The sequence below is a fragment of the Escherichia sp. E14V7 genome, from assembly GCF_004212225.1.
Taxonomy (GTDB): domain Bacteria; phylum Pseudomonadota; class Gammaproteobacteria; order Enterobacterales; family Enterobacteriaceae; genus Escherichia.
The window spans coordinates 79,177-105,561 of sequence record NZ_RHJJ01000008.1; the positions used below are offsets into that span (position 1 = coordinate 79,177).

General features: G+C 50.4%; 26 protein-coding genes and 1 pseudogene. 9 read left to right on the forward strand and 18 right to left on the reverse strand.

Features of this window, described 5'->3' with window-relative positions:
- Positions 1-21: 21 nt before the first annotated feature.
- The 4 genes and pseudogenes from D9741_RS23475 to uspE form a co-directional block, all read left to right on the forward strand.
- Positions 22-152: pseudogene (locus tag D9741_RS23475) on the forward strand (AbgT family transporter); the annotation flags it as partial.
- A 27-nt stretch (positions 153-179) separates the two neighbouring features.
- On the forward strand, positions 180-695 hold the full coding sequence (ogt, locus tag D9741_RS10195; RefSeq protein ID WP_130208908.1) for a methylated-DNA--[protein]-cysteine S-methyltransferase: 516 nt from the start codon (positions 180-182) through the stop codon (positions 693-695).
- Between the two features lie 194 nt (positions 696-889).
- Positions 890-1,642 carry a fumarate/nitrate reduction transcriptional regulator Fnr gene (gene fnr / locus D9741_RS10200; RefSeq protein ID WP_000611911.1) on the forward strand — a complete coding sequence of 251 codons (753 nt, stop codon included), beginning with the start codon at positions 890-892 and terminating at the stop codon, positions 1,640-1,642.
- A 150-nt stretch (positions 1,643-1,792) separates the two neighbouring features.
- Positions 1,793-2,743: a universal stress protein UspE gene (uspE, locus tag D9741_RS10205; protein ID WP_130208771.1), complete on the forward strand. Its 951-nt coding sequence runs from the start codon at positions 1,793-1,795 to the stop codon at positions 2,741-2,743.
- A 50-nt stretch (positions 2,744-2,793) separates the two neighbouring features.
- Here uspE and D9741_RS10210 read toward each other — a convergent pair whose 3' ends face one another.
- Entirely contained in the window at positions 2,794-3,051 is a 258-nt protein-coding gene (locus D9741_RS10210) for a DUF2534 family protein (protein WP_130216108.1), read from the reverse strand.
- Positions 3,052-3,294: 243 nt separating this feature from the next.
- Here D9741_RS10210 and ynaI point away from each other — a divergent pair, with 243 nt between their 5' ends.
- Positions 3,295-4,326 (forward strand): low conductance mechanosensitive channel YnaI, encoded by a 1,032-nt coding sequence (ynaI, locus tag D9741_RS10215; protein ID WP_130216106.1) that lies wholly within the window; start codon positions 3,295-3,297, stop codon positions 4,324-4,326.
- Positions 4,327-4,383: 57 nt separating this feature from the next.
- Here ynaI and D9741_RS10220 read toward each other — a convergent pair whose 3' ends face one another.
- From D9741_RS10220 to mppA, 3 genes are all read right to left on the reverse strand, one after another.
- The gene (locus tag D9741_RS10220) at positions 4,384-6,309 is read right to left on the reverse strand and encodes a GH25 family lysozyme (RefSeq protein WP_130216104.1); all 1,926 of its coding nucleotides are present in this window, start codon (positions 6,307-6,309) and stop codon (positions 4,384-4,386) included.
- Positions 6,310-6,312: 3 nt separating this feature from the next.
- Positions 6,313-7,299, reverse strand: a complete 987-nt coding sequence (locus tag D9741_RS10225) for a GH25 family lysozyme (protein WP_130216102.1) — start codon at positions 7,297-7,299, stop codon at positions 6,313-6,315.
- 280 nt (positions 7,300-7,579) lie between these two features.
- Positions 7,580-9,193 carry a murein tripeptide ABC transporter substrate-binding protein MppA gene (mppA, locus tag D9741_RS10230; RefSeq protein WP_130216100.1) on the reverse strand — a complete coding sequence of 538 codons (1,614 nt, stop codon included), beginning with the start codon at positions 9,191-9,193 and terminating at the stop codon, positions 7,580-7,582.
- Positions 9,194-9,374: 181 nt separating this feature from the next.
- Between mppA and mpaA the strand changes: the two genes are divergently transcribed.
- On the forward strand, positions 9,375-10,103 hold the full coding sequence (gene mpaA / locus D9741_RS10235; RefSeq protein WP_130216098.1) for a murein tripeptide amidase MpaA: 729 nt from the start codon (positions 9,375-9,377) through the stop codon (positions 10,101-10,103).
- On the opposite strand, the gene ycjG is transcribed toward mpaA, so the two are convergent.
- Positions 10,078-11,043, reverse strand: coding sequence for an L-Ala-D/L-Glu epimerase (gene ycjG / locus D9741_RS10240; protein WP_130216096.1), 966 nt, complete (start codon positions 11,041-11,043; stop codon positions 10,078-10,080). The genes mpaA and ycjG overlap by 26 nt on opposite strands.
- Before the next feature lie 118 nt (positions 11,044-11,161).
- Here ycjG and tpx point away from each other — a divergent pair, with 118 nt between their 5' ends.
- Positions 11,162-11,668 carry a thiol peroxidase gene (gene tpx / locus D9741_RS10245; protein ID WP_130216094.1) on the forward strand — a complete coding sequence of 169 codons (507 nt, stop codon included), beginning with the start codon at positions 11,162-11,164 and terminating at the stop codon, positions 11,666-11,668.
- Between the two features lie 44 nt (positions 11,669-11,712).
- On the opposite strand, the gene tyrR is transcribed toward tpx, so the two are convergent.
- From tyrR to pspA, 8 genes are all read right to left on the reverse strand, one after another.
- A complete protein-coding gene (gene tyrR, locus D9741_RS10250; RefSeq protein WP_130216092.1) occupies positions 11,713-13,254 on the reverse strand; it encodes a transcriptional regulator TyrR in 1,542 nt (513 codons plus the stop codon).
- 146 nt (positions 13,255-13,400) lie between these two features.
- Complete coding sequence (locus D9741_RS10255) at positions 13,401-14,462, reverse strand: YcjF family protein (protein ID WP_130216090.1); 1,062 nt, start codon at positions 14,460-14,462, stop codon at positions 13,401-13,403.
- Positions 14,459-15,856: a YcjX family protein gene (locus tag D9741_RS10260; RefSeq protein ID WP_130216088.1), complete on the reverse strand. Its 1,398-nt coding sequence runs from the start codon at positions 15,854-15,856 to the stop codon at positions 14,459-14,461. The genes D9741_RS10255 and D9741_RS10260 overlap by 4 nt, the downstream gene beginning before the upstream one ends.
- Before the next feature lie 118 nt (positions 15,857-15,974).
- Positions 15,975-16,289 carry a thiosulfate sulfurtransferase PspE gene (gene pspE / locus D9741_RS10265; protein ID WP_064527288.1) on the reverse strand — a complete coding sequence of 105 codons (315 nt, stop codon included), beginning with the start codon at positions 16,287-16,289 and terminating at the stop codon, positions 15,975-15,977.
- A 74-nt stretch (positions 16,290-16,363) separates the two neighbouring features.
- Positions 16,364-16,585, reverse strand: a complete 222-nt coding sequence (gene pspD, locus D9741_RS10270) for a phage shock protein PspD (RefSeq protein ID WP_096839698.1) — start codon at positions 16,583-16,585, stop codon at positions 16,364-16,366.
- A gap of 8 nt (positions 16,586-16,593) precedes the next feature.
- Entirely contained in the window at positions 16,594-16,953 is a 360-nt protein-coding gene (pspC, locus tag D9741_RS10275) for an envelope stress response membrane protein PspC (RefSeq protein WP_130216086.1), read from the reverse strand.
- Positions 16,953-17,177, reverse strand: coding sequence for an envelope stress response membrane protein PspB (gene pspB, locus D9741_RS10280; RefSeq protein ID WP_001274965.1), 225 nt, complete (start codon positions 17,175-17,177; stop codon positions 16,953-16,955). Before pspB ends, pspC begins: the two co-directional genes overlap by 1 nt.
- A 53-nt stretch (positions 17,178-17,230) precedes the next feature.
- On the reverse strand, positions 17,231-17,899 hold the full coding sequence (gene pspA / locus D9741_RS10285) for a phage shock protein PspA (protein WP_000511019.1): 669 nt from the start codon (positions 17,897-17,899) through the stop codon (positions 17,231-17,233).
- 166 nt (positions 17,900-18,065) lie between these two features.
- Between pspA and pspF the strand changes: the two genes are divergently transcribed.
- Positions 18,066-19,043: a phage shock protein operon transcriptional activator gene (gene pspF, locus D9741_RS10290; RefSeq protein WP_023154543.1), complete on the forward strand. Its 978-nt coding sequence runs from the start codon at positions 18,066-18,068 to the stop codon at positions 19,041-19,043.
- A gap of 131 nt (positions 19,044-19,174) precedes the next feature.
- Here the strand turns inward: pspF and puuE are convergent, their stop codons facing one another.
- From puuE to puuD, 5 genes are all read right to left on the reverse strand, one after another.
- Positions 19,175-20,440 carry a 4-aminobutyrate transaminase gene (gene puuE / locus D9741_RS10295; protein WP_130216084.1) on the reverse strand — a complete coding sequence of 422 codons (1,266 nt, stop codon included), beginning with the start codon at positions 20,438-20,440 and terminating at the stop codon, positions 19,175-19,177.
- Positions 20,441-20,477: 37 nt separating this feature from the next.
- Positions 20,478-21,758 (reverse strand): gamma-glutamylputrescine oxidase, encoded by a 1,281-nt coding sequence (puuB, locus tag D9741_RS10300; RefSeq protein ID WP_130216082.1) that lies wholly within the window; start codon positions 21,756-21,758, stop codon positions 20,478-20,480.
- Position 21,759: 1 nt separating this feature from the next.
- Positions 21,760-23,247, reverse strand: coding sequence for an aldehyde dehydrogenase PuuC (gene puuC / locus D9741_RS10305; RefSeq protein WP_130216080.1), 1,488 nt, complete (start codon positions 23,245-23,247; stop codon positions 21,760-21,762).
- A 149-nt stretch (positions 23,248-23,396) separates the two neighbouring features.
- A complete protein-coding gene (gene puuR / locus D9741_RS10310; RefSeq protein ID WP_001278727.1) occupies positions 23,397-23,954 on the reverse strand; it encodes an HTH-type transcriptional regulator PuuR in 558 nt (185 codons plus the stop codon).
- A 25-nt stretch (positions 23,955-23,979) separates the two neighbouring features.
- Positions 23,980-24,744 (reverse strand): gamma-glutamyl-gamma-aminobutyrate hydrolase, encoded by a 765-nt coding sequence (gene puuD / locus D9741_RS10315; protein WP_130216078.1) that lies wholly within the window; start codon positions 24,742-24,744, stop codon positions 23,980-23,982.
- Between the two features lie 211 nt (positions 24,745-24,955).
- Between puuD and puuA the strand changes: the two genes are divergently transcribed.
- Positions 24,956-26,374: a glutamate-putrescine ligase gene (gene puuA, locus D9741_RS10320; protein WP_130216076.1), complete on the forward strand. Its 1,419-nt coding sequence runs from the start codon at positions 24,956-24,958 to the stop codon at positions 26,372-26,374.
- Positions 26,375-26,385: the final 11 nt, after the last annotated feature.

Below are 26,385 nucleotides of genomic sequence, written 5' to 3' on the forward strand. Positions count from 1 at the left end.
AAATCCACTTCAGCGCTATCGTTCAAACCGGAAACTAATCCAGGTACCTACTATTCATTAGTCGTACCGTACCCTCTTATCTTCTTGTGGTATGGCTGCTCATGTTGCTTGCGTGGTATCTTGTCGGTCTGCTGATTTGTCCGGGGGTGTTTACCCATATTTATCTTAAGAGAGAACGGATGCTGAGATTACTTGAAGAAAAAATTGCCACGCCACTGGGTCCTCTGTGGGTTATTTGCGATGAACAATTTCGTCTGCGGGCGGTTGAGTGGGAAGAGTATAGCGATCGCATGGTGCAATTGCTGGACATCCATTATCGCAAAGAAGGTTATGAGCGTATTTCCGCCACCAATCCCGGCGGGTTAAGCGATAAACTTCGTGATTATTTTGCCGGTAATCTAAGCATTATTGATTCCCTACCCACTGCCACCGGCGGTACGCCATTTCAACGGGAAGTATGGAAAACGCTACGCACTATCCCGTGTGGACAGGTAATGCATTACGGTCAACTGGCAGAACAACTAGGCCGCCCAGGGGCCGCGCGTGCCGTCGGCGCAGCCAACGGTGCAAACCCGATCAGTATTGTGGTGCCTTGTCACCGGGTCATTGGCCGAAACGGCACGATGACAGGATATGCAGGCGGAGTGCAGCGAAAAGAGTGGCTATTGCGCCATGAAGGTTATCTTTTACTGTAAACATTAAGCAATTTGTGCCTGCGTGTTCACAGTTTTACGTAAAGTTACCCTTAACAATCTAAGGTTTTTCAATTAGATAGACATAAATTTACATCTATTATCGGAATTCTCCGCTGTTAAGGTTTGCTTAGACTTACTTGCTCCCTAAAAAGATGTTAAAATTGACAAATATCAATTACGGCTTGAGCAGACCTATGATCCCGGAAAAGCGAATTATACGGCGCATTCAGTCTGGCGGTTGTGCTATCCATTGCCAGGATTGCAGCATCAGTCAGCTTTGCATCCCGTTCACACTCAACGAACATGAGCTTGATCAGCTTGATAATATCATTGAGCGAAAGAAGCCTATTCAGAAAGGCCAGACGCTGTTTAAGGCTGGTGATGAACTTAAATCGCTTTATGCCATCCGCTCCGGTACGATTAAAAGTTATACCATTACAGAGCAAGGCGACGAGCAAATCACTGGCTTTCATTTAGCAGGCGATCTGGTGGGTTTCGATGCCATAGGCAGCGGTCATCATCCAAGCTTCGCCCAGGCGCTGGAAACCTCGATGGTGTGTGAAATTCCGTTCGAAACGCTGGACGATCTGTCCGGTAAAATGCCAAATTTGCGCCAACAAATGATGCGTCTGATGAGCGGCGAAATTAAAGGCGATCAGGACATGATCCTGCTGTTGTCGAAGAAAAATGCCGAAGAACGTCTGGCTGCATTTATCTATAATCTGTCCCGTCGTTTTGCCCAACGCGGCTTCTCCCCTCGTGAATTCCGCCTGACGATGACTCGTGGCGATATCGGTAACTATCTGGGCCTGACGGTAGAAACCATCAGCCGTCTGCTGGGGCGCTTCCAGAAAAGCGGCATGCTGGCAGTTAAAGGTAAATATATCACCATCGAAAATAACGATGCGCTGGCCCAACTAGCTGGTCATACACGCAACGTCGCCTGATTTTTCCGCATAACTCACTATCCTTCTGTCATATCATTAAATTTTTCTCATTTATTGATCTGGCAGAAGGTTCATCACTGTTTCATTCACCAGATCTAGGTTACTCTTTTAATACAAACTGCATTGACAGTTGTTGTAAGGAGACTCTGTATGGCTATGTATCAGAACATGCTTGTTGTTATCGATCCTAATCAGGACGATCAACCCGCATTACGGCGAGCTGTTTATTTGCATCAACGGATTGGTGGCAAAATTAAAGCCTTTTTGCCTATTTATGACTTCTCATACGAGATGACTACCCTACTCTCCCCGGACGAGCGGACCGCCATGCGTCAGGGCGTCATTAGTCAGCGTACTGCGTGGATCCACGAGCAGGCGAAATATTATCTTAACGCTGGCGTTCCCATTGAAATTAAAGTGGTCTGGCATAACCGTCCTTTCGAAGCCATCATTCAGGAAGTACTTAGCGGTGGGCACGATCTGGTGCTAAAAATGGCGCACCAACATGACCGCCTGGAAGCGGTGATTTTTACGCCAACAGACTGGCACCTGTTACGCAAATGCCCGAGCCCGGTGTGGATGGTGAAAGACCAGCCGTGGCCGGAAGGGGGTAAGGCGCTGGTGGCGGTGAATCTCGCCAGCGAAGAGCCGTATCATAATGCGCTCAATGAAAAATTGGTGAAAGAGACGATCGAACTGGCGGATCAGGTCAACCACACCGAGGTACATCTGGTTGGTGCTTATCCAGTAACCCCCATCAATATTGCGATTGAACTGCCGGAATTTGATCCAAGCGTTTATAACGATGCTATTCGCGGGCAACATTTACTGGCGATGAAAGCCCTGCGGCAGAAATTCAGCATTGACGAGAAAATGACGCATGTCGAAAAAGGTCTACCGGAAGAAGTGATTCCCGATTTAGCGGAGCATTTACAGGCAGGGATTGTGGTTCTGGGAACCGTAGGACGCACTGGTATTTCTGCGGCATTCCTTGGCAATACGGCGGAACAAGTGATTGATCATCTTCGCTGCGACCTGCTGGTGATTAAACCCGACCAATACCAGACACCTGTCGAACTGGACGACGAAGACGACGATTAATCGTTCGTCACTTGCTTTCAAGGCCCGAAGTTACGGGCCTTTTCTTTTACTTACTTCTCATCTCCGCCGAGGAAATAAATACCCAGCGGGATTGCCAGTAACACGGTAAAGACCAGACTATAGACAAAAATCATTGACGACTGAATCACATACATTGATGTCGTCCATTCGGACAGCGGGATATTGTATTGTTCAATAACACCACCAATAGTCGCGCGAGTCACTACCGACGCCGCAATAATGAAAACCGCCAACAAACCTATGAGAAACTTTCTCCCCTTCGCTGACTTCAGTTTCGCCATGACCATAATATAATCCTTTTGCAGATAAACCCTTTGTTACTTGTGTGTAACAATACCATGACATTTTGGTGTTGTCTGCCCTGAAAGCAATAGATTGTCGCGTAACATATCATCAACTCGTTGATAAATTAGCTAATATTGCTACTTCCTTCCCTGTCTATTGATGATATGCATGAATTATCGCGATAAAATAACCCCGCCAGGGGTTTCCGGCATGACGTCAACAATCTGGAGGAGCCTGATAAAACAATGATCGCTGAACTGTTTACAAATAATGCGCTTAATCTGGTCATTATTTTCGGTAGCTGCGCAGCATTGATTCTTATGAGCTTTTGGTTTCGCCGTGGAAATCATAAAAGAAAAGGATTCTTATTCCACGCAGTGCAATTTTTAATCTACACCATAATTATCAGTGCTGTTGGTAGCATCATTAATTATGTCATCGAAAACTACAAACTCAAATTTATCACACCGGACGCCGTTGATTTTATCTGTACGTCACTGATAGCCCTTATCCTGACGGTTAAGTTATTCCTTCTAATCAATCAGTTTGAACGGAAGCAGATTAAAAAAGGCCGCGATATTACCAGTGCACGGATTATGTCGCGGATCATCAAAATCAGCATCATCGTCGTCATTGTTCTGCTCTATGGCGAACATTTCGGCATGAGCCTTTCAGGCTTGCTGACTTTTGGTGGTATTGGTGGCCTTGCAGTGGGTATGGCCGGCAAGGATATTCTGAGCAACTTCTTTTCCGGCATTATGCTCTATTTTGATCGCCCCTTTAGTATTGGCGACTGGATCCGTTCTCCTGATAGAAATATCGAAGGAACGGTGGCAGAAATTGGCTGGCGAATGACTAAAATCACCACATTTGATCATCGTCCGCTGTACGTGCCGAACTCACTGTTTTCGTCTATCAGCGTTGAAAACCCCGGTCGAATGACCAACCGTCGTATTACTACGACCATTGGTTTACGTTATGAAGATGCGGCTAAAGTGGGCGCTATTGTCGAAGCGGTACGCGAAATGCTTAAAAATCATCCCGCCATCGACCAGCAGCAAACCCTATTGGTTTATTTCAACCAGTTTGCCGATTCGTCGCTAAATATTATGGTTTATTGTTTTACTAAAACCACGGTTTGGGCCGAATGGCTTGCCGCCCAGCAGGACGTATATTTGAAAATTATCGATATTGTACAGTCGCATGGCGCGGATTTTGCCTTCCCCAGCCAGACGTTGTATATGGAGAATAACACACTACCAGAACAGGTGAAGTAACAACCCGCAGAAACTGGATGGCGATATGCTTATTCGCCATCCAGTTTTATTTATTATTCAATTAACAGCAGCCAACGCGACATTATTCTCGCCAGCTTTAAATTGAACATATTGTTCCTCAGTACCAAAGAAAACTTCAGACTCCGTGCTGTGACCGATCCCCGGCACCGTTTCATTCCCTGAATATTGCCAAAGCGTCCAGGGATTGCGTCCTTCAAGCTTCACACCAGCTTGTCCCCAATACCCCATCCACACCATATACTGCTCGAATCGGCTATCCATAAAATGTGACAGATTATTATGATTTCCATAAAATATGGGTGTTTTATGATAATTTTGGTAGATTAAATCGGCAAAACGTAAAATATCATTCCGTGCATTAGCCATTCCCGATTTTTTAAAGCAGTTTAGTTGAGTTGTATCTTCACCTTCAGGATTTACCAATAAAATACCGGGCGGTAACATTTTCGGCTCTGCGGGCAGGAGACTTTTTGCTGTTTCCAATTGCGCCTCAGGTGTGCGACAAAAATCAAATTTGAAATAACCTCCACGGTCAAATTTGGAATCAGCTAATTGTTTCCAGTGAGACTTAAATGATGAATCGGGGCCTCTCCAGCCAACCACTCTCGCATAAACAAAACGCGCAGACGATTTTTCCTGGAATAATTTCCAGTCTATTTCACCATCGTTAGAAGAAATATCATGCCCGTGAATCGGGTAAATTTCCGGCGTTTTAAAAATACGAATGTCAGGACGGTTGGGAATTGCACTTACGGGGCCATAAGGAATCTCAATCGATTTATTATCTTTTTCCTGATTATCTGCGGGGACAGGGGCTGACTTATCAATCGAGAATGAGGCCACATCAATATTCGTAAACTCCCCTGCTTTACCCGCAGCCAGCTGAGTCTTATTATCCAGACGATTTGCCGCAGGTTCATTGATGAAGAAGAATCCCCCAGGACCCGCGGGCATTTCTGTTGCACCTATCCAGGCATCGCTTAAATGTAATCCCTTACCTTGTTCATCCAGTTTTTCATTAATATCTGAATATTGATCATTAACATAGATAAATAAACTCAACGTTCTGGTTATTCCTGCGTAGTATTCCTTTTTTCCATCTACCTTTACCATATATGACTTACCAAAACGTTCGTCGGCAACGCCATTCGTTACTCCTTTGATAATCGTATCGAAAAAGACACTACCGCGCTTTGCCTCCAGTGAGTAAACCTCTGTTTTATCATCACCGGCAGCTATTGCATAGGCACCAGGATTACTGTACGAGTTAGAATTACCCGCGCCGATAGTCATGCCATACAAGCCAGAACCAAAGCAAGCATTGACTAAAGTCAGAACATGGAAATAACGCTTTGCCAGAATATTAAGTTGTGTGTTCAGAGCTGGCATTTCATACATCCCTTTTGAACCATCAATATCCGTAGCGTTGCTCAATACAAATGCAGGGGCTTTATCAGAATTACCATTTTGAGTGCCAAAACGACCATGACCTGAATAAGCAATTAACAAGCGAGCTTTCTTATCAAACATCATCCCTCTGGCAGGTAAATATTCCTTTAAAAAATAATTAATATTATCTAATGAAGCTTCCTGATCTCTTAGTAGAATAACCTCATCAAACTTCTGTCCGTTGATCAGAAAATCAGCCATTCTTTGGCCATCCACCGCGGCTGCCGGAATATCTGCGTGTAATAGTGGATATTTTGAAATTGCAATAATCAACCCGATGGAGCGAGTTTTCGCTGCATCCTGATCGGGTATTTTTAACGCATCACTGATCCGGATATCCAGTTTCCCTGGGTTTTCTGGCCCATAGTGGACAAAAAAATGACAATATTCATCAGGGACCATTGCGCCATTTTTGCAAATGTCATCTGCGCGGACATCAGTCATTCCCAGTGATATTCCTGCAATTAACAGCCCCAGGAGCGTTTTACATAAATTTGGCCATCGCCTGTTCATGATTTAAAACTCCTGCACACCCAGAGTGGAATAAAACTCAGCGGTCGGGCCCTTGTATATACTGGCATCGAATTTCTGACTTGATCCCAAATTAAGCTGCGCAGCATCGGTAAACTGCCAGATTGCCCATTTTGTCTGGTTAATTGAACGCGGCGTTTCGCTGGCCTGTGCCTGATTAGAATAATCAGCCAGCCACAGATTATGTTCTGCAACCTGGGCAAAACTTTTTTCTCCGCCGACGGCATCTTTCCACCACGCCCGCGCAGTGTAGATAACCGGTTTACGCCCTAAATCGGCTTCTACCTGCGCGGTGAATGCCTTGATCATCGTGATTATTTCAGTGGGTTTACGCTTCTGCCAGCGGTCCTTACCTGTTGATGAATCTACATCCCACTCAACATCCACCGCCGGTGGCATATCTGTCGCCCTTAACCCGCCATTGGCTTTAATAACTTTAACAAACGTCATTGCCTGCTTGCGTCCCCACAATTCCGCGTCGTCTGCCGGTGTGCCACTGGAAAGAAAGTGGTAGGCCCCACGGTGAAGTTTTATCCCTCGCTCAGTATCCCCAGCCCGCTGCCAAAAACCGGCGAATTCAGGATCAACATAACGCGTTCCTTGACTGGACTTCATATACAAGAACACAGACTTATTTTTTGCCAACAGTTCGATCGGGAAGTTTTTACCGTTATGATGGCTGATATCCACACCAAATAAAGAACTGGGTCGTGGTTGATTCAATACCGAATCGTAAGCGACATCAGCCGGAAATTTAAAATATTTTTTTACCGCAAAGGAATCAAACTCTTTATCACGAGATGGATCCGATTCCAGTATTTTTACAAACAATTCTTGTCGTGAGAGATCATTCGTTAAGTTTTCCAGCCCCAACGACGTGGCATCGGGCAGTGATTCTGCGGCCAGACTTAAAGAAGGATAATGAAGGAGTAATAACGAGATAACTAAAGGAATAGCTAAGGATTTTTTCATTTTACCACCCCATTTTAGCTGTGTGTCTGTTTGCGAATGAAAACTTTCACAAGGAACGCAATACGTCTTGCGTTGTAAAGAAAAGTAAAGCACAGCATATATTGGGAGTATGTAATACACCTTTTAAATAAAATATTTGATTATTATTTATGCTGGACATTGGCAGAAAAATTCAAATAATTGTCTTGGGTGTGATTTTTATAGGGGGATTTTAAAAAAAGAAGGTATTTTATCGGGGTTGTTAAATCTGGCGCGCATAAACGCGCCAGATGACATCATATTAATGCTTCACAATATACATTGTGCGGCTATAGGCCACATCTTCCGGGTTATTAATGGGATAACCTTTCAACCACGGTTTGATTAATCGCCCATTGGTATACTGGTAAATCGGTGCAATAGGCGCTTGTTCTATGAGAATTTTCTCTGCCGCGTTGTAATCAGCATTGCGCGCTTTCACGGTATTTTCAGTCGATGCCTGGGCCAGCACTTTATCGTATGCCGGATTATTAAAACGTGAAATATTTCCCGAGTGCGTTGACGTTAACAGTGTCAGGAAGGTAGACGGTTCATTATAGTCCCCAACCCATGATGCGCGGATAACGTCAAAATTACCGGTGTTACGGCTATCGATATAGGTTTTCCATTCCTGATTTTGCAATTTGACGTCCACACCAAGATTCTTTTTCCACATCGATGCTACGGCAATCGCAATTTTCTGATGGTTTTCTGAAGTGTTATACAAAAGCGTCAGCTTCAGCGGTTTTTGCGGACCATAACCGGCTGCGCTCAACAAAGTTTTTGCCTGCGTATTCAGTTCTTCCTGACTCATTTGTTCAAACGGCGAAGGCTCCGGCGTAAATCCGGCAGTAACATCTGGCGTAAAATGCCATGCTGGTTTTTCACCGGTGCCTAATACTTTTTCCGTCATCAGGCGGCGGTCAATCGTCATACTTAATGCCAAACGAACGCGTTGATCTGCCGTCGGACCTTTTTGCGTATTGAAGGCATAATAATAAGTCCCCAGCTGCGGCGGTGTATAAACCTGCCCTGGAATATCCTTCAACAGCTTTTGATACATATTTTTCGGGAAGGACTCAGTGATATCAATATCACCTGCAAGATAACGTTTCGTGGCAGCGGACTCCTGGTTAATCGGCAGGAAAGTCACTTTTTGCAGTACCGTTTTTGCGTTATCCCAATAATGGGTATTCGGTACAACCACCAGCTTTTCATTCACTACGCGTTCTTTAAGCACATATGCGCCGTTGCCGATAAGTTTCCCTGGTTTTGTCCAATCTTTACCGCTTTCAACGTTGGCTTTTTGCACCGGGAAGAAGGCAAAGTTGGCCGTCAAATTAACAAACCACGGCAATGGCTTATCAAGCTGGATTTTCAGGGTATGGGCATCAACGGCAGTGACGCCAAGTTGGTCAGGCGTGGCTTTACCATCAATAATCGCCTGAGCATTGTTTACCCCCGCCAGCGCGGCAAACCAGGCAAATGGGGACAACGTTTTCGGGTCTACCAGACGTTGCCAGCTATAGACAAAATCCTGCGCTGTAACCGGTGTGCCATCTGCCCATTTAGCATCATCGCGCAGGGTAAAGGTCCAGATACGGTTGTCATTACTTTTCCACCGGGTGGCGACGCCGGGGACAATCTCCCCTTTTTCATTCTGATTCACGAGTCCTTCAAACAAATCGCGAATCACCTGAATCTCCGGCAAACCAACCGCTTTCGCGGGATCCAATGATGCAGGCTCATCCTTAATATGACGCACCAGCTCCTGCTTGTCTGCCAGTACTGTGCCGCTCGGAACATCAGCAGCATACGAAAGAGAAATGCTGCTGACTAACAGCGCACAACAAGTTACTGAAACAGAGTGCTTCATAAGTTACCCTCAAACCGACGTTAATATTGATGCGTAATTATTTGTTTCTCCTTGAAGAAATGCAAACAACTTCCGGCAAAAAAGTGATACAAGATCGATAACATATCGTTGTCGAAAGGATTTGATAATCCGCAAAATTTGCACAACACTGCCTGTAATACTTCCTGAACCAGAGACGATCATGACCGTAACTCGCCCACGCGCCGAACGCGGCGCATTTCCGCCCGGAACAGAACATTACGGACGTTCATTATTGGGCGCGCCGCTGCTCTGGTTTCCCGCCCATGCCGCCAGCAGCGAAAGTGGTTTGATTCTTGCTGGTACCCACGGCGATGAGAATTCTTCCGTCGTCGCCCTCTCCTGCGCATTACGCACATTAACACCGTCTCTGCGCCGCCATCATGTTGTGCTGTGTGTGAATCCCGACGGTTGCCAGTTGGGTCTACGTGCCAATGCCAATGGTGTGGATTTAAACAGAAACTTTCCCGCCGCCAACTGGAAGGAAGGAGAAACGGTATATCGCTGGAACAGCGCCGCTGAAGAACGTGATGTCGTATTACTGACAGGTGACAAACCTGGCTCCGAACCTGAAACCCAGGCGTTATGCCAGCTCATTCATCGCATTCAACCCGCCTGGGTCGTCTCGTTCCACGATCCTCTGGCATGTATTGAAGATCCCAGACACAGTGAATTAGGTGAATGGCTGGCCCAGTCGTTTGAATTGCCGCTAGTAACCAGCGTCGGCTACGACACCCCCGGTTCCTTTGGCAGTTGGTGTGCAGACCTGAACTTACACTGTATCACTGCTGAGTTTCCCCCCATCTCCGCCGATGAGGCCAGCGAAAAATATCTTTTTGCGATGGCGAATTTACTGCGCTGGCATCCTAAAGATGCAATTCGCCGGTCGTAAACTGAAGAGCTGGTTCCACATCCACCGCCAGCCAGGTCGGCCCGTCGAGATCGGCGAAGCTGACCTGCGGCGCCAGCGGTAATGCTGCGCTAATGGCGCGTGAGGTGCATAACATGCAGCCCAACATCAGGCTGAAACCTTGTGCACGCGCTTCTGTTGCCAGCGCCAACGCTTCCGTCAAGCCGCCGGTTTTATCAAGCTTGATATTAACCATCTCATAGCGCCCTTTCAGCGCCTTCAGGTTGCTACGGGTATGACAACTTTCATCTGCGCAAATGGGCAATGGATGAATAAAATTCTCCAGCGCCGCATCGTCCTGAGCCGGCAGCGGTTGCTCCAGCATTGCGACACCTAAATCGGCGAGCAGCTGGCATCGCGCCGCCAGTCCTTCCGCACGCCAGGATTCATTAGCATCAACAATTAACGTCGCATCCGGTACTGCCGCGCGAATCGCCACCATCCGCTCGCTGATAAGATGATTATCCAACTTCACTTTTAGCAGCTTAGCCCCAGCCTGCCATAATGCTGCGGCACTGCCTGCCATCTGATCCGGCGTACCGATCACTACGGTCTGCGCAGTGGTGATCGTTTCAGGAAGAGAGATACCGGTAAATACAGCCAGCGTCTGCTGCTGTTGTCTTGCGGCCAGATCCCACAGCGCACAATCCAGCGCATTACGCGCCGCACCGGCAGGCAGAACTTTTTGCAACTCTGCGCGCGTCAGCCCTTTTTCCAGTTGTGGGACTACGCTCATTATTTGCGCCATAACTGAGGCATCACTTTCGCCATAGCGCGGATAAGGCGTACATTCGCCCGTACCTTTGACGCCATCTTCTTCCAGTTCAACCACCACCACGCGCGCTTCACTGCGGCTTCCCCGCGCAATAACAAACGGGGTATGTAACGGCCAGGCTTCCTCAAATACCTTAACGGTTCTCATCTTTACTCCTTGTTGCCGCGGTGGTCTGCGGATTAAGCGCAAATAGCGATTGCTGTGTTATTGACAGTTAGCATAAACTAGGCGTGACGTTAACTATATGTAAACAGGAAAGATAATCATGTCACAAATCGTTCATTTCCAGGGCAACCCGGTTACAGTCGCCAATTCCATCCCGCAAGCGGGTAGCAAAGCGCAGACTTTTACTCTCGTGGCAAAAGATCTGTCTGACGTCACCCTCGGTCAGTTTGCAGGTAAACGCAAAGTGCTGAACATTTTCCCGAGCATTGATACCGGTGTTTGCGCCGCATCAGTACGTAAGTTTAACCAACTGGCAACCGAAATCGACAACACGGTTGTGCTGTGCATTTCCGCCGATCTGCCGTTTGCCCAGTCTCGTTTCTGCGGCGCGGAAGGTCTGAACAACGTTATCACTCTCTCCACTTTCCGTAACGCTGAATTCCTGCAAGCTTACGGCGTTGAGATCGCTGAAGGTCCACTGAAAGGTCTGGCGGCACGTGCGGTTGTCGTAATTGATGAAAATGATAATGTGATTTTCAGCCAGCTGGTAAATGAAATCACCACCGAGCCGGATTACGAAGCAGCTCTCTCGGTACTGAAAGCGTAAATTATTATGCCTGATGGTATTGCGCCATCAGGCATTTATCCCACTTATTCTTCGTTCTTCTTCTGGCTCAATCCATATTCCCGCAATTTGTTGGCAATCGCGGTGTGTGAAACGCCCAAACGTTTTGCCAGTTTGCGCGTACTGGGGTAATTGCGATAAAGCTGGGTTAATACCGAACGTTCAAAACGGCTGGTGATTTCGTCCAGCGAACCTTCCATTGCATCTTCACCAACGGCTACAGTTGCAGCGTCATAATCCGGCAGCAAAATATCCTGCGGACGCAGTTCATAACCTTCCAGTTGCGTCAGTGCGCGGTAAATGGCGTTTTTCAACTGCCGCACGTTACCCGGCCATGCATAACGCGTAAGCACGGTATTTAGATCCGCAGCTAATTTCGGACGCGGCACGCCCTGCTCGTCAGCAAATCGGGCAACAAATAGCTCGGTTAACGGCATGATGTCCTGCGGACAGTCACGTAGCGGCGGCAGATTTAACGTCAACACGTTCAGACGATAATAGAGATCTTCGCGGAACACGCCTTTTTGCACCAGCTCGACCAGATTCTTCTGCGTCGCGCAAATTACCCGCACATCCACATGCACTTCGTGGTCTTCCCCTACTCGACGGAAAGTGCCATCGTTGAGAAAACGCAATAATTTTGCCTGCATTCGTGGCGACATCTCGCCAATCTCATCCAGCAAAACCGAACCGCCGTTCGCCTGTTCAAAGAATCCTTTTTTCCCCTCCGGCGCATGCCCGAAGAGTTCGCTCTCAACAGCATCTTCTGGAATAGAAGCACAGTTCAGCGCCAGATAAGGTTTACTCGCACGCGGGCTTGCCTGATGACAAGCGTAAGCAAAGAGATCTTTACCCGTGCCGGTATCACCCGTGATCAGCAGCGGTGCGCTTAACATTGCCAACTTTTGCGCCTGCTCTACCGCATGCTTCATTTTAGGACTGATGGCGACAATCTGACTGAAGGCGCTGACATCCTGGGCGGCCACATTTTGCAACTGACGGCCCATACGGATTGTTGAGCGCAGCATCACTACCGCACCAGTCAGGACATGCTGGTCGTTTTCATCCTGAAGATAGACAGGTGTTATCTCCATCAGAAAATTTTGTCCATTAATCACTACATGTTCGTTATGTGAATCCTGCGGGTCGCTCTCAAGCCAACGTAAAAAATTAAATCCGTTAATCAATTGCGCAGCGGTATGATTACGTAAGCGCTCCAGTTTTTGCCCGAATAGCTGACAGCTCGCCGGATTTGCCATGTCCACCTTGCTTTTCATATCGACAGAAAGCACGGGTTCAGGCAATGCTTCAAGCAATGCGCTCAACGCCTGATGTTCTCGCTCGGAAGGCATCCACGGCACAGTGCGCACATCGGTAACGCCCGCAATACGGCGTATTTCCGCCATCAAACTGCTGAAACTGTCAAAATCCAGTTCGGCAAAATTCAGGTAAATCCGCCCGATTGGGTCAATCTCAATACCGCGTAAATCGATGCCTCTTAGCACCAGTAGGTCGAGCAATTCGCGGGTCAGACCGAGTCGGTCTTCACAAAAGACTTCCAGACGCATGGGAACCTTCACATGAAAAAGAACAATAAATATGATGATATGACACTATTCGAGTAGCAGGAAGGTTTCTGTCAACAAACATTGACACAACGATGGATAAACGGGCACTTCGGCGTAAAGCTATCCGATCAGCGCCCGAATGTGCACTATTTTTCGCCGGACGTTTTGCTCTTTTGTAACGTCTCTTTTACCTGACCGATGAGCTGACGACGGAAATCACCCAAACGTGGTTTGTCATTGTCAATCCACGGCAGCGGGCGGCAAAGTTCCATAGCTTTAATCCCCAGTCGTGCGGTCAGTAACCCGGCACCTATTCCCTGAGCGGCGCGAGTAGACAAGCGCGCGGCGAGATCCTGCGACATCCAGTCCATCCCCACTTCACGCACCAGTTCGCTGGCACCCGCGAAAGCGATATTCAGCAAGACCAGTTTAAACAGGCGCAGACGGCTGTAATACCCCAGTTCAATGCCATACAGCGTGGCGATGCGATTAATCAAACGCAGATTGCGCCAGGCGATAAACGCCATGTCCACCAGCGCCAGCGGGCTGACCGCAATCATCAACGTCGATTCCGCCGCCGAACGACTGATTTCGCGCCGCGCCTGGGCATCTAAAACCGGCTGGACCAGGTGAGCATACAAACTAACCACTTCACGATCGTTCTGCGTTTCATGGATTGAGGCATACCAGCGTTGCAGCGCCGGATGTGACTGATCGATTCCCGCCTGCTGCGCCAGTTTTTCGCAAAATGCGCGGCCTTTACCCGTGCCGTGGCTGTGCAACAAATCGCGCGCTTCGTCGCGTTCGTGCGCACGCTGGCGCAAGCGCCATAAGCGCCGCCACTCTGTTACCACAGAACCTACGCCAGCACCGATAATCAATGCCCCAGCGGCACATCCACCCAACGCTACCCAGTCCTGAGTTTGCCAGGCGTTCATTGTCCACTGCACGCCCTGACCGACAACGCTTGCGCCAAACAGAGCCAGCCCGCCCATCACCATTTTGCGCCACAGACTGCGTTTCGGTCGTAACGCGGCGTCCATTACCGCTTCAACTTGCCCCTCTTCTTCCTGCGCTTCGTCGAGCGTGGCCGGGGCAAAATTTTGCGCCTGATTTTCGTCAAAGGTCTGCTGCGCCCTGAATTTTGGACTCTGATCGACCTCCAGCGGACCGTCGAAATCAATACGTGGTTTTAACGGTTCGGTCATCGCAATTTATCTCCTATTAAAAATTCCAGCGCAGCATCAAGACGAATATGCGGTAGCGGTTTGTCGACATCCATTACCTGCGGACGAAACGCTTCAAACTGGAAGCCTTGCTTATCCCAGAACGCCTGACCGGGCAAACGTGCGGGAACTTCGCCAGGATAAACAGTGAGCGGTGCGCCATCGCTGAGTCGATTACCGCGCAGCGCCGGGATTTTCTCACCGTTAACATCAATAATGCCGCTGGTGGTCGCCTGAACTGACGCCAGCCCCAGGCAGTCCATGCTGATCCCTTCGAACGCCGCATTTTGCCAGGCATCCTGAATCAGTTGTTGCAGTAATGAAACCATATTGGCGTGCTGATCGATGGTCACATGGTCCGCTTTAGTGGCAGCAAACAATAGCTTATCGATAACCGGCGAAAACAAACGCCGGAACAGGGTACGCTGCCCGTAGTGGAAACTTTGCATCAGCTGCGTCAGCGCCAGACGCATATCATTAAATGCCTGTGGCCCACTGTTGAGAGGTTGCAGGCAATCCACCAGCACAATCTGGCGGTCAAAGCGCAGAAAGTGGTTTTTATAGAACCCTTTCACCACCTTCTCACAGTAATAATTAAACCGCTCGCGCAGCATTCCGGCATTGGTATGCTTATCGGCCTGCGCCAGTTTGGACTCGCCCCAGGCATCGACATCTGGCCATGGGAAGAATTGCAGCGCGGGCGCTCCTGCCATATCGCCAGGCAAAACAAAGCGCCCTGGCTGAATAAAGTGCAGCCCCTGCTGTTTACAGTGGTGGAGATAATCGGTCCACGCGGCGGCAATGTCTGCCAGTCGGTTTTCGTCGGCAGGCGCTAACGGATCCAGGCCTTCGCACATCATTCGCCATTTCGCCGACCATTCGCCGCGCTGACCATTGAGTAAGCCCGTCATCTGCCGAGACCAACTTAAGTAATCCTGCGCCAGCATCGGCAGGTCGAGCAGCCATTCGCCGGGATAATCCACAATCTCCAGATACAGCGTGGAGGTGTCTTTGAAGTGACGCAGCAGTGAATCATTCGATTTAAAACGTAGCGCCAGGCGGATTTCACTGACGCCGCGCGTTGGCGTCGGCCAGGCGGGAGGATCGCCATATAACTGCGCCAGCCCTTCATCATAGGTGAAGCGCGGAATGCCAAAGTCACGCTGGGGAATGCGTTTTACGCCCAGCAGGCGCTCTTCACGCGCCGCACTTAATAGCGGCAAACGTGCTCCGGCATGAATATTGAGCAACTGATTTACCATCGCGGTAATAAACGCCGTTTTGCCACTGCGGCTAAGTCCAGTAACGGCCAGTCGCAGGTGTCTGTCGACCCCCCGATTCACCAGCGCATTGAGTTCATTTTTAAGTCGCTTCATTGCTGTCCTGTGCCAGAAAGCCGTAGAAAGGATTAGATACTGGAGATAATAATGTGGGTTAATTTTGATTTATCAAATGAATAAGCGGCGTTATTTACACCGCTCAGGCAATAATTTGTTAACCTTTGACCTTCGGCATTTCGATGTCTTTCAGGCCACCGACGTTCTCAACGTGGGTATATCCCATCTCGTTGAGGATCTCTTTTGCCTGCCCGGACTGGCGTCCGGCGTTGCAATACACTTTCACGGTGTCGTTTTTATCCGGAACGGCGGTGGCAATGCGCTCTTTCACTTCCTTCAGGGGAATATTGATGGCCCCCTGAACGTGCTCTTGCTGATACTGCTCTGGAACACGAACATCGATCCAGTGTTCAGCGGCGAAAACAGGCAGTGAAAACACCAGAGTCAGAGCAAGTAAGCCTTTTTTAAACATATAAGTATCCTTCTATGGATGAAAATTGCCATCCATTATACGCCTGAGATCTAACAATTTTTGCGGAACTCCCCTCACCTTTTATAACGCTGCGCCAGTTTATTGGCAGCCCGACTTAACAGCGGTTCCAGCGCCACAGCCAGCAACATTTTCAGCGGTCGGCGAGCAACTGATTTTATCGCCCAACCAGCCACACCCGCCGGGCCATAGCGCAGTGCGGTAAGAAGTACCAGCTTGCCTGCTAATTTGAAACCAGGCTTCATCTTTTGCCCGGCCTGTTGCCAGCGAGTATTCATAACTTTCCTCACAGTTGACGGAAACGGCTACGTAACGTGAAAGTATCGGAAGTGACATAACGTTCCATCTCGCGTAAACGCGTTTCACTGGCCGCCAGTTCACGGTCGACGTCATCCAGCAATTCGCTGCTGGAAGGTTGTTGTTCACCAAACGCCATGTTGTCAGGCATTGGATCAAGCGCAAATGACAAAATGATGTAAGCAACCAGGGTAAACAGCGCCAGACCGAAGAAAATCGATAGCACCACCAGAATACGTACCAGTTTTACCGGTACATCAAAATAGTTAGCAATCCCGGCACAGACCCCGCGAACCATGCCCTGTTGTGGAATACGCCATAATTTTTTATTGAGATTAATACCCGCCATTAGCGATCCCTCCAGTTCGGATGTTCAGCATCAAGAATGGATTCCAGTGCCTGAATACGCTCGCGCATCCGTTTTGCTTCATCAGCCAGTTGCGCTAATCGCTGTTGTTCGCTTTGCGAAAGCTCTCCACGACTGGAGCGGTTGCTGTAATGCAGCCATAACCAAATCGGTAAAACAAACAGCACAAAGATGGTTAACGGAATAGCCAGAAATAGCGCGCTCATAAGTACTCCTTAAGGGATGAGCGGCGGCGTGTTCGGACGCCGCCTGGATGTTATTATTGATTGTCTTGCTTCATTTTGGCTTTTAATTGTGCCAGTTGTTCGCTGATTGCATCATCGGCTTTCAGTTCGGCAAACTGATCGTCCAGCGATTTTTGTTTGCCGAAACTGTGGCTTTCCGCTTCGGCTTCCATCTGGTCGATACGGCGCTCGAAAGATTCGAAACGGGCCATCGCTTCATCCAGTTTGCCACTGTCCAACTGACGACGCACATCGCGCGACGAGTTTGCGGCCTGATGACGCAACATCAATGCCTGCTGGCGAGCACGAGTTTCGCTCAATTTGTTTTCCAGTTCGCCAATCTCTTTCTTCATACGCACCAGCGTATCGTCCACCAGCGTCACTTCATGTTCCAGGGACTTAATCAGATCGGTCAGTTTCTGTTTTTCAATTAACGCCGCACGCGCCAGGTCTTCTCTATCTTTCAGCAGTGCCAGTTCGGCTTTTTCCTGCCACTCAACTTCACGCGCCGACGCTTGTTCAATACGGCGAGTCAGCTGTTTCTTTTCCGCCAGCGCACGTGCCGAAGTAGAACGCACTTCAACCAGCGTGTCTTCCATTTCCTGGATCATCAGACGCACCAGTTTCTGCGGATCTTCCGCTTTCTCTAACAGAGCGTTGATGTTGGCATTCACGATGTCGGCAAAGCGAGAAAAAATACCCATAATGTTGTCCTCTTGATTTCTTCGTTCAGGATTGTCCTGCTGAACTGTTAATACAATTTGCGTGCCAATTTTTTATCTTTTTGATTTATAAAGATCTGATTGAAGATTCAACAGCAACATGCCAGGATGAATTAGCGAATTACACTAACAAGTGGCGAATTTCATCATGGCAGAATACAAAGATAATTTACTCGGTGAGGCGAACAGCTTTCTCGAAGTGCTGGAACAGGTTTCGCATCTCGCACCGCTGGACAAACCGGTGCTCATCATCGGCGAGCGCGGAACAGGTAAAGAGCTGATCGCCAGCCGTCTGCATTATCTCTCCTCTCGTTGGCAAGGGCCGTTTATTTCCCTTAACTGCGCGGCGTTAAATGAAAATCTGCTGGATTCCGAACTGTTTGGTCACGAAGCGGGTGCGTTTACCGGTGCGCAAAAACGTCATCCAGGGAGATTTGAACGTGCCGACGGCGGTACGCTATTTCTTGATGAACTCGCTACAGCACCGATGATGGTGCAGGAAAAATTATTGCGCGTGATTGAGTACGGTGAACTGGAGCGCGTTGGCGGCAGCCAGCCATTACAGGTGAATGTACGGTTGGTATGCGCGACGAATGCCGATCTCCCGGCGATGGTCAATGAAGGTACTTTTCGCGCTGATCTGCTCGACCGGCTGGCTTTCGATGTAGTGCAACTGCCACCACTGCGCGAGCGCGAAAGCGACATTATGTTGATGGCAGAGCACTTTGCCATCCAGATGTGTCGGGAAATCAAGCTGCCTCTGTTCCCGGGTTTTACCGAGCACGCCAGAGAAACATTGCTGAATTATCGCTGGCCGGGAAATATTCGTGAATTGAAAAACGTGGTGGAACGTTCGGTGTATCGCCACGGCACCAGCGATTATCCGCTTGATGACATCATTATTGATCCCTTTAAACGGCGTCCACCTGAAGAAGCCATTGCCGTTTCAGAAACCACCTCGCTTCCAACGCTGCCGCTGGATTTACGTGAGTTTCAGATGCAGCAGGAAAAAGAGTTGCTGCAACTCAGTTTGCAACAGGGGAAATATAACCAGAAACGCGCGGCTGAATTGCTGGGGTTAACCTATCATCAGTTCCGCGCGTTGTTGAAAAAGCACCAGATTTAGCGGAGTTGGGCAATGCGATTCGCCGGATGCGGCGTGAACGCCTTATTCGGCCTACATAATCAATACGTCATTTGTAGGCCTGATAAGCGCAGCGCATCAGGCATTATTGCGTTGGCCTTCGCTTCTGCGTATTAATCTCTCAGCGCATCCTGCAAAATTTTCATTGCCGCATCGAATTGCGCATCCGGGATGGTCAGCGGATACAGGAAACGAATCACGTTGCCGTATGCGCCACAGGTCAGCAGAAGCAGCCCCTGCGCCAGTGCGCGTTGCTGGATTTTCTGTGCAATCGCCGCTGACGGTTCGCCCGTTTGCGGATCGTTAAACTCTGCCGCAATCATCGACCCCAGACCGCGTACCGCCGCGATCGCCGGAACGTGTTCTTTGGCCTCAATCAGCGTGTTTGTCAGGCGCTGGCCCAGTTGATTCGCGCGTTCGCAGAGTGATTCTTTGTCGATAATGTTGAGCACCGCGTGCGCGGCAGCCACCGCCAGCGGGTTCCCGGCGTAGGTGCCGCCAAGCCCGCCCGGCGCGGGCGCGTCCATAATATTCGCGTTACCGACCACGCCCGAAAGCGGCATGCCACCCGCGAGGCTTTTCGCCATCGTCATTAAGTCTGGCTTATCGGCGTAATGATCCATCGCAAACAGCTTACCTGTACGCGCAAAACCGCTTTGTACTTCATCGGCAATCATCACAATGCCGTGCTCGTCGCACAGGCAGCGAATCGCAGAAACCAACTCTTTTGGCGCCACGTTGAATCCGCCCTCGCCCTGCACCGGTTCGAAAATAATCGCCGCCACCTGCTTCGCTTCAATGTCCGATTTAAACAAGCGTTCGATGGCATCAAGGGAATCTTGCGTCGAAATGCCATGCAGTTCTGACGGATACGGCACGTGATACACCGAACCGGGGAACGGGCCGAAGCCGATTTTGTACGGCGCGACTTTTCCGGTCAGCGCCATGGTCATATACGTGCGACCGTGGAAGCCGCCGCTAAACGCAATCACGCCAGGGCGTCCGGTATGGGCGCGGGCGATTTTCACCGCATTTTCCACCGCTTCCGCGCCGGTGGTGAAGAACGCGGTTTTAGCCTGCCCGCTCACCGGGGCAAGGGCGTTGATTTTCTCCGCCAGGGTGACGTAGCTTTCATACGGCACAATCTGGTACGCGGTGTGGGTAAACTGTTGCAGTTGCTGCTCCACCGCCGCGACCAGTTCAGGGTGGCGATGCCCGGTATTCAGCACCGCAATGCCTGCGGCGAAATCGATGTATTCGTTGCCTTCAACATCCTTCAGCGTGGCGTTTTCAGCCGACTGGGCGAAGAAGTTACACATCACGCCAACCCCGCGCGGGGTGGCAGAAAGACGACGCTGATGGAATTCATTGTTGCTCATGTTTCACACCTTTTGACTCTTCACGGTTAATCGGAAATTAAACGCCCAGACGATCGCGCAGGCTGTAATAAGCCGCGCCCATCGCGGTAAACGGCACGCGAAGCGTACGCCCGCCGGGGAACGGATAATGCGGCAGATTGGCGAAGGCGTCGAAACGCTCGGCGTCGCCGCGCAGCAGTTCGGCAATCAAACGCCCGGCGAGATGGGTACAGGTCACACCGTGGCCGCTGTAGCCCTGCATGTAATAGATGTTGGTATCGAGGCGACCAAACTGCGGCATACGCGACAGGGTCAGCAGGAAGTTGCCCGTCCAGCGGTAATCAATTTTCACGCCCTTCAGCTGCGGGAAGGTTTTCAGCAGTTTCGGCACCACAAGACGCTCAACGTCATCCGGGTCGCGCGCGCCGTAGACCACGCCGCCGCCGTACAGCAGGCGGTTGTCGGCGGTAAGACGGTAGTAATCAAGCAGATAGTTACAGTCTTCCACACAGTAGTTTTTCGGGATCAGCGAACGGGCTAACTCATCGGAAAGCCGTTCGGTAGTGATCACCTGCGTGCCGCACGGCATACTGCGTTTCGCCAGTTCCGGCTCCACTTTATCGCCCAGGTACGCATTCCCGGCGACAATCACATACTTCGCCGTCACCTGGCCTTTGGCAGTGCGCACCACGGCGGGCGTAGTGTGCTGGATCTGCGTCACCGCAGAAAGCTCATACACACGCCCACCGTTGAGACGAATGGCATCGGCTTCACCAATGGCGAGGTTCAGGGGGTGAATATGCCCGCCGCTGTGATCCAGCAGCGCGCCGGTGTAGCGATCGCTGGCGACTTCACGACGAATGGCGTTGGCATCCAGCAGCTCCAGCTGTTTATTGCCGTAGCGTTCCCAGTTCTCTTTCTGCTCTTCCAGAGTCGCGAGCTGTTTATCATTCATCGCCACAAACAGGCCGCCGGGGCGGTAGTCGCAGTCAATCTGATAACGTTTGATGCGCTCGCGAATGATCTCGCCGCCTTCAAACATCATGCTGCCGAGCATACGGGCAGTGTCCATGCCATAGCTTTTTTCGATAACGTCGATGTCGCGGCTGTAGGAGTTTACAAGCTGCCCGCCGTTGCGTCCGCTGGCGCCGAAGCCGATGCGTGAGGCTTCGAGAACCACCACGTCAAAGCCCGCTTCTGCCAGATGCAGCGCGGAGGAAAGCCCGGTATAGCCGCCGCCAACCACGCAAACATCACAGGTGATTGACTCATTCAGCGTGTCGAAAGGCGCATATTTATTCGCACTGGCGGCGTAATAACTACTGGTATGTTCGGTCATTTCAGGCCTCCAGGCTTATCCAGATGGTTTTCAGTTCGGTGAATTTTTCAAGGGCATGCAGGGATTTGTCGCGACCGTTGCCGCTCTGCTTATAGCCGCCAAACGGCACGGTCATATCGCCGTCGTTGTAGTTATTGACGAAGACGGAACCGGCTTTCAGGCGGCGGCTCATGCGATGCGCGCGGGAGAGATCGCGCGTCCACACCGCCGCGCCGAGCCCGTACTGGCTGTCGTTGGCAAGCTGTAGCGCCTGGTCTTCTGATGTGAAACGCGTAACCACCAGCACCGGGCCGAAAATCTCTTCGCGACTTAAGGACGCATTCGGGTCCACATCCACAAAGATGGTCGGGCCGATGGCCGCAGCCAGTTCGGCATTACGACCATCCAGCAGCAGTTGCCCTTTACCTTCGCCTTCCCGAATAAAACTATGCACCGAGTCGGCGTGAGCGCAGTCGATTAAGGTGCCCATGGTGGTCGCGGGATCAAGCGGATGGCCCGGCTGCCAGTTTTGCGCCTGCTGTTTTAACAGGGCTAAGAATTCATCGGCGATGCTCTCTTCCAGCAACAAACGCGTTCCGGCGATGCACACCTGGCCCTGGTTGTAGAAGATACCTGCGGCTGTCGCGCTCGCCGCTTTTTGCAGATCCGGGCAGTCGGCGAAAACGATGTTGGCGCTTTTGCCGCCCGCTTCCAGCCAGACGCGTTTCATGTTGCTGTCGCCCGCATCTTTCAGCAGCTGTTTCCCGGTACGGGTCGATCCGGTAAAGGCGATAACATCGATATCGTTATGACGCGACAGCGCCTGCCCCGCTTCATGACCAAACCCAGCCACCACATTCAGCACGCCATCCGGCAGACCCGCTTCTTTCGCCAGCCCGGCGAGACGAATCGCGCTAAGCGGTGATTTTTCAGACGGTTTCAGGACAACGCTGTTCCCCGCCGCCAGCGCCGGGCCGAGTTTCCAGCAGGTCAGCAACAGCGGAAAGTTCCACGGTACAATGGCGGCAATCACGCCGACCGGTTCACGCACGATCATCGCCAGCTCATGGCTACTGGTGGTCGCCACTTCGCCATACACTTTGTCGATTGCCTCGGCGTACCAGCGAATGGCGCGCGCCGCGCCGGGAATATCATCACGAAGGCTGTGACGAATCGGTTTGCCGGTGTCGAGAGTTTCCAGCAGTGCCAGCTCTTCGGCGTGGCCTTCCATTAAATCGGCGAGTTTATTCAGTACCGCTTTACGTTTAGCCGGAGAAGAGAGTGACCAGTCGCCGCGTTCAAATACGCCGCGTGCAGCGCTCACCGCACGGTCGATATCGACGCTCTTGCCGCGCGCAATATCCGCCAGCGGAGCCTGGGTAACCGGATCAACGGTTTCAAAGGTTTCATTTTCCGCCGCAGCAGTATATTCACCGTTAATAAATAAGCGGGTTTCAATGGCGAGACTTAACGCTTTATCCTGCCAGTAAGCCAGATGATGAAAATTCATTATGACTCCTGTTTCACGTCTATCAGATATATGCAGTTTGTGAACGTCAGGGCGCAGAGATCCCCGGGCCGCATGCCCGTTTATTTCTGGCGACATTCTTTATGGATTGCCGGGCGCATTGCGCTTACCCGGCTTACAGAACAAAAAGATTAAAACGTGGTGGGCGTATGGGCGCTGATAATTCGGCAAATGCCTGCCGACGTATTACTGAAACTGTGCGGGATGCCGGTATTAATGGCATAACTTTGCCCCGCGACGAGGTGATAATCCTGACCATTAATCGTCAGAACAATTTCACCTTCCAGTACAGTGCCTATTTCCTCACCCTGATGCTTGATTCTTTCCCCAGTGGTTGTGCCCGGCTGGTACGTTTCAAAGATCATCGCCAGCGTGCGATTCGGGTTACCGTTATGCACCAGCTTCATCGACACACCCTGACTGCCCATTTCAATTAAGTCGTCCTGATTAATGACGACCTGCGGTTCATCAGGTTTTTCCGGCTCGGAAAAGAATTCCGAGAGTGACAGACCATACACCTTCAGCAGCTTTTGCAGCGTACTGATGGCAGGACTGACTTTATCTTGTTCTATCGTACTGATAGCACTGTGAGTCAGCCCGGAGAGTTCGGCGGCACGACGTTGTGAAAGCCCCTGCTGCTGGCGGATTTCTGACAAGCGTTTTCCTGGCGCCAGTCCCTCATCACTCATATTTGCATTTCCTTAACTGTAGTGGTCAGAGTCGCTGTTTTTCAGCGATATGGTTCTGACAAGCGGTGATAAAGCCCTCGAACAATATACGCGAAAGCGCGTACTCGCTACTGTTCCATTCCGGGTGCCACTGTACGCCCAGCGCGAAAGGATGATTGATGACGCTCACCGCCTCAACCAGGCCATCCGGTGAGCGAGCTTCAACACGCAACTGCGGGCTAACGACCTTCGCCCCTTGTCCATGCAGAGAGTTTACCCAAAAGCTGCTACATTCAGGTAACAATGCAGACAGTAATCCCCCCTCTTCAACCTGAACTTCGTGCGACGGCGCATATTGCTGCTCCACCGGCAGTTCGGGATCTTCACGATGTTCCAGCAATTCAGGCTGTTCGCACAGTTTGCGATGCAACGAACCACCTGTTGCTACCACCAGTTCCTGTAACCCCCGGCAGATGGCGAAAATGGGGATGCGCCTTTCGAGTGCGGCATTAATTAACGCCATGCTCAGAAGATCACGCCCGGGATCGGCGTCAGGCTCATCGCCGTTTTCACCATATAGGTGCGGCTGCACATTGCTGGGGCTACCTGGAAGATAAATGCCATCGAGTTTAGGCAGCAGTTCTTCAAGTAATGACGGTTCCGCCAGCGCATGTGGCAGCGCAATCGGCAAACCGCCCGCGTGGATGATGGCATTCAGGTACTTTTCTTGCAGAGTCTGGGTCGTATGACCCTTAAGCCTGTTCCTGCACATTACGACACCGATAACCGGATTGTTCATTATATTTTCCATGCTCAATCTCACAAAGTGGACTAAATTATCGCCATTACTGCGGTTTAAATGACCTTTATGTTCAATATTTTTTCAATCTAGCAGTGGGTTTTCATTTTTGCAAACTCAATTTAACATTTGACAAACATTTAGTTTGCATACAGATTCGAATAGTGGTCATTATATTTTACGCTTTGCTAACGAGCGGAAAACAAACCAAAGGCGAAGAATCATGGAAACCAATATCGTTGAAGTAGAGAACTTTGTTCAGCAGTCAGAAGAGAGGCGGGGTAGCGCCTTTACGCAGGAAGTGAAACGCTACCTGGAGCGCTACCCGAATACGCAATATGTTGATGTTTTACTTACCGATTTGAATGGTTGTTTCCGTGGGAAACGCATTCCTGTTTCAAGTCTGAAGAAGCTGGAGAAAGGGTGTTATTTTCCGGCTTCGGTGTTTGCAATGGATATTCTGGGCAATGTCGTAGAAGAAGCGGGCCTGGGTCAGGAAATGGGTGAACCAGATCGTACTTGTGTGCCAATACTCGGTACCTTAACCCCTTCTGCCGCCGATCCAGAGTTTATCGGTCAGATACTCCTGACCATGGTCGATGAAGATGGCGCTCCCTTTGACGTTGAGCCGCGGAACGTACTTAACCGCCTGTGGCAGCAGCTACGCCAGCGCGGATTGTTCCCGGTTGTAGCGGTAGAGCTGGAGTTCTATTTACTGGATCGCCAGCGCGACGCTGAAGGGTATCTGCAACCGCCCTGCGCGCCCGGCACCGATGACCGCAATACACAAAGCCAGGTTTACTCCGTTGATAACCTCAACCACTTCGCCGATGTGCTCAATGATATTGATGAACTGGCGCAGTTACAGTTAATTCCCGCCGACGGTGCGGTCGCCGAAGCCTCGCCGGGCCAGTTTGAAATCAACCTTTACCATACCGATAACGTGCTGGAAGCCTGCGATGATGCGCTGGCACTAAAACGCCTGGTGCGCCTGATGGCAGAAAAGCATAAGATGCACGCCACTTTTATGGCGAAGCCGTATGAAGAGCACGCGGGCAGCGGGATGCATATCCATATCAGTATGCAAAATAATCGTGGCGAGAACGTGCTTTCTGACGCAGAAGGCGAAGATTCGCCGCTGCTGAAAAAGATGCTCGCCGGGATGATCGACCTGATGCCGTCATCAATGGCGTTGCTGGCGCCGAACGTGAATTCCTATCGCCGCTTCCAGCCAGGCATGTATGTGCCAACGCAGGCGTCGTGGGGCCATAACAACCGCACCGTCGCCCTGCGTATTCCGTGCGGCGATCGTCATAATCACCGCGTGGAGTATCGCGTGGCGGGTGCCGATGCCAACCCGTACCTGGTGATGGCGGCGATTTTTGCCGGTATTTTGCATGGCCTTGATAACGAACTGCCGTTGCAGGAAGAAGTAGAAGGCAACGGGCTGGAGCAGGAAGGCTTACCCTTCCCGATTCGCCAGAGCGATGCCCTGTGGGAGTTTATCGAGAACGATCATTTGCGCCGCTATTTAGGCGAGCGTTTTTGCCATGTGTATCACGCCTGTAAAAATGATGAGTTGTTGCAGTTTGAGCGCCTCATCACAGAAACAGAAATTGAGTGGATGTTGAAAAACGCATAGTACCCCTTGCG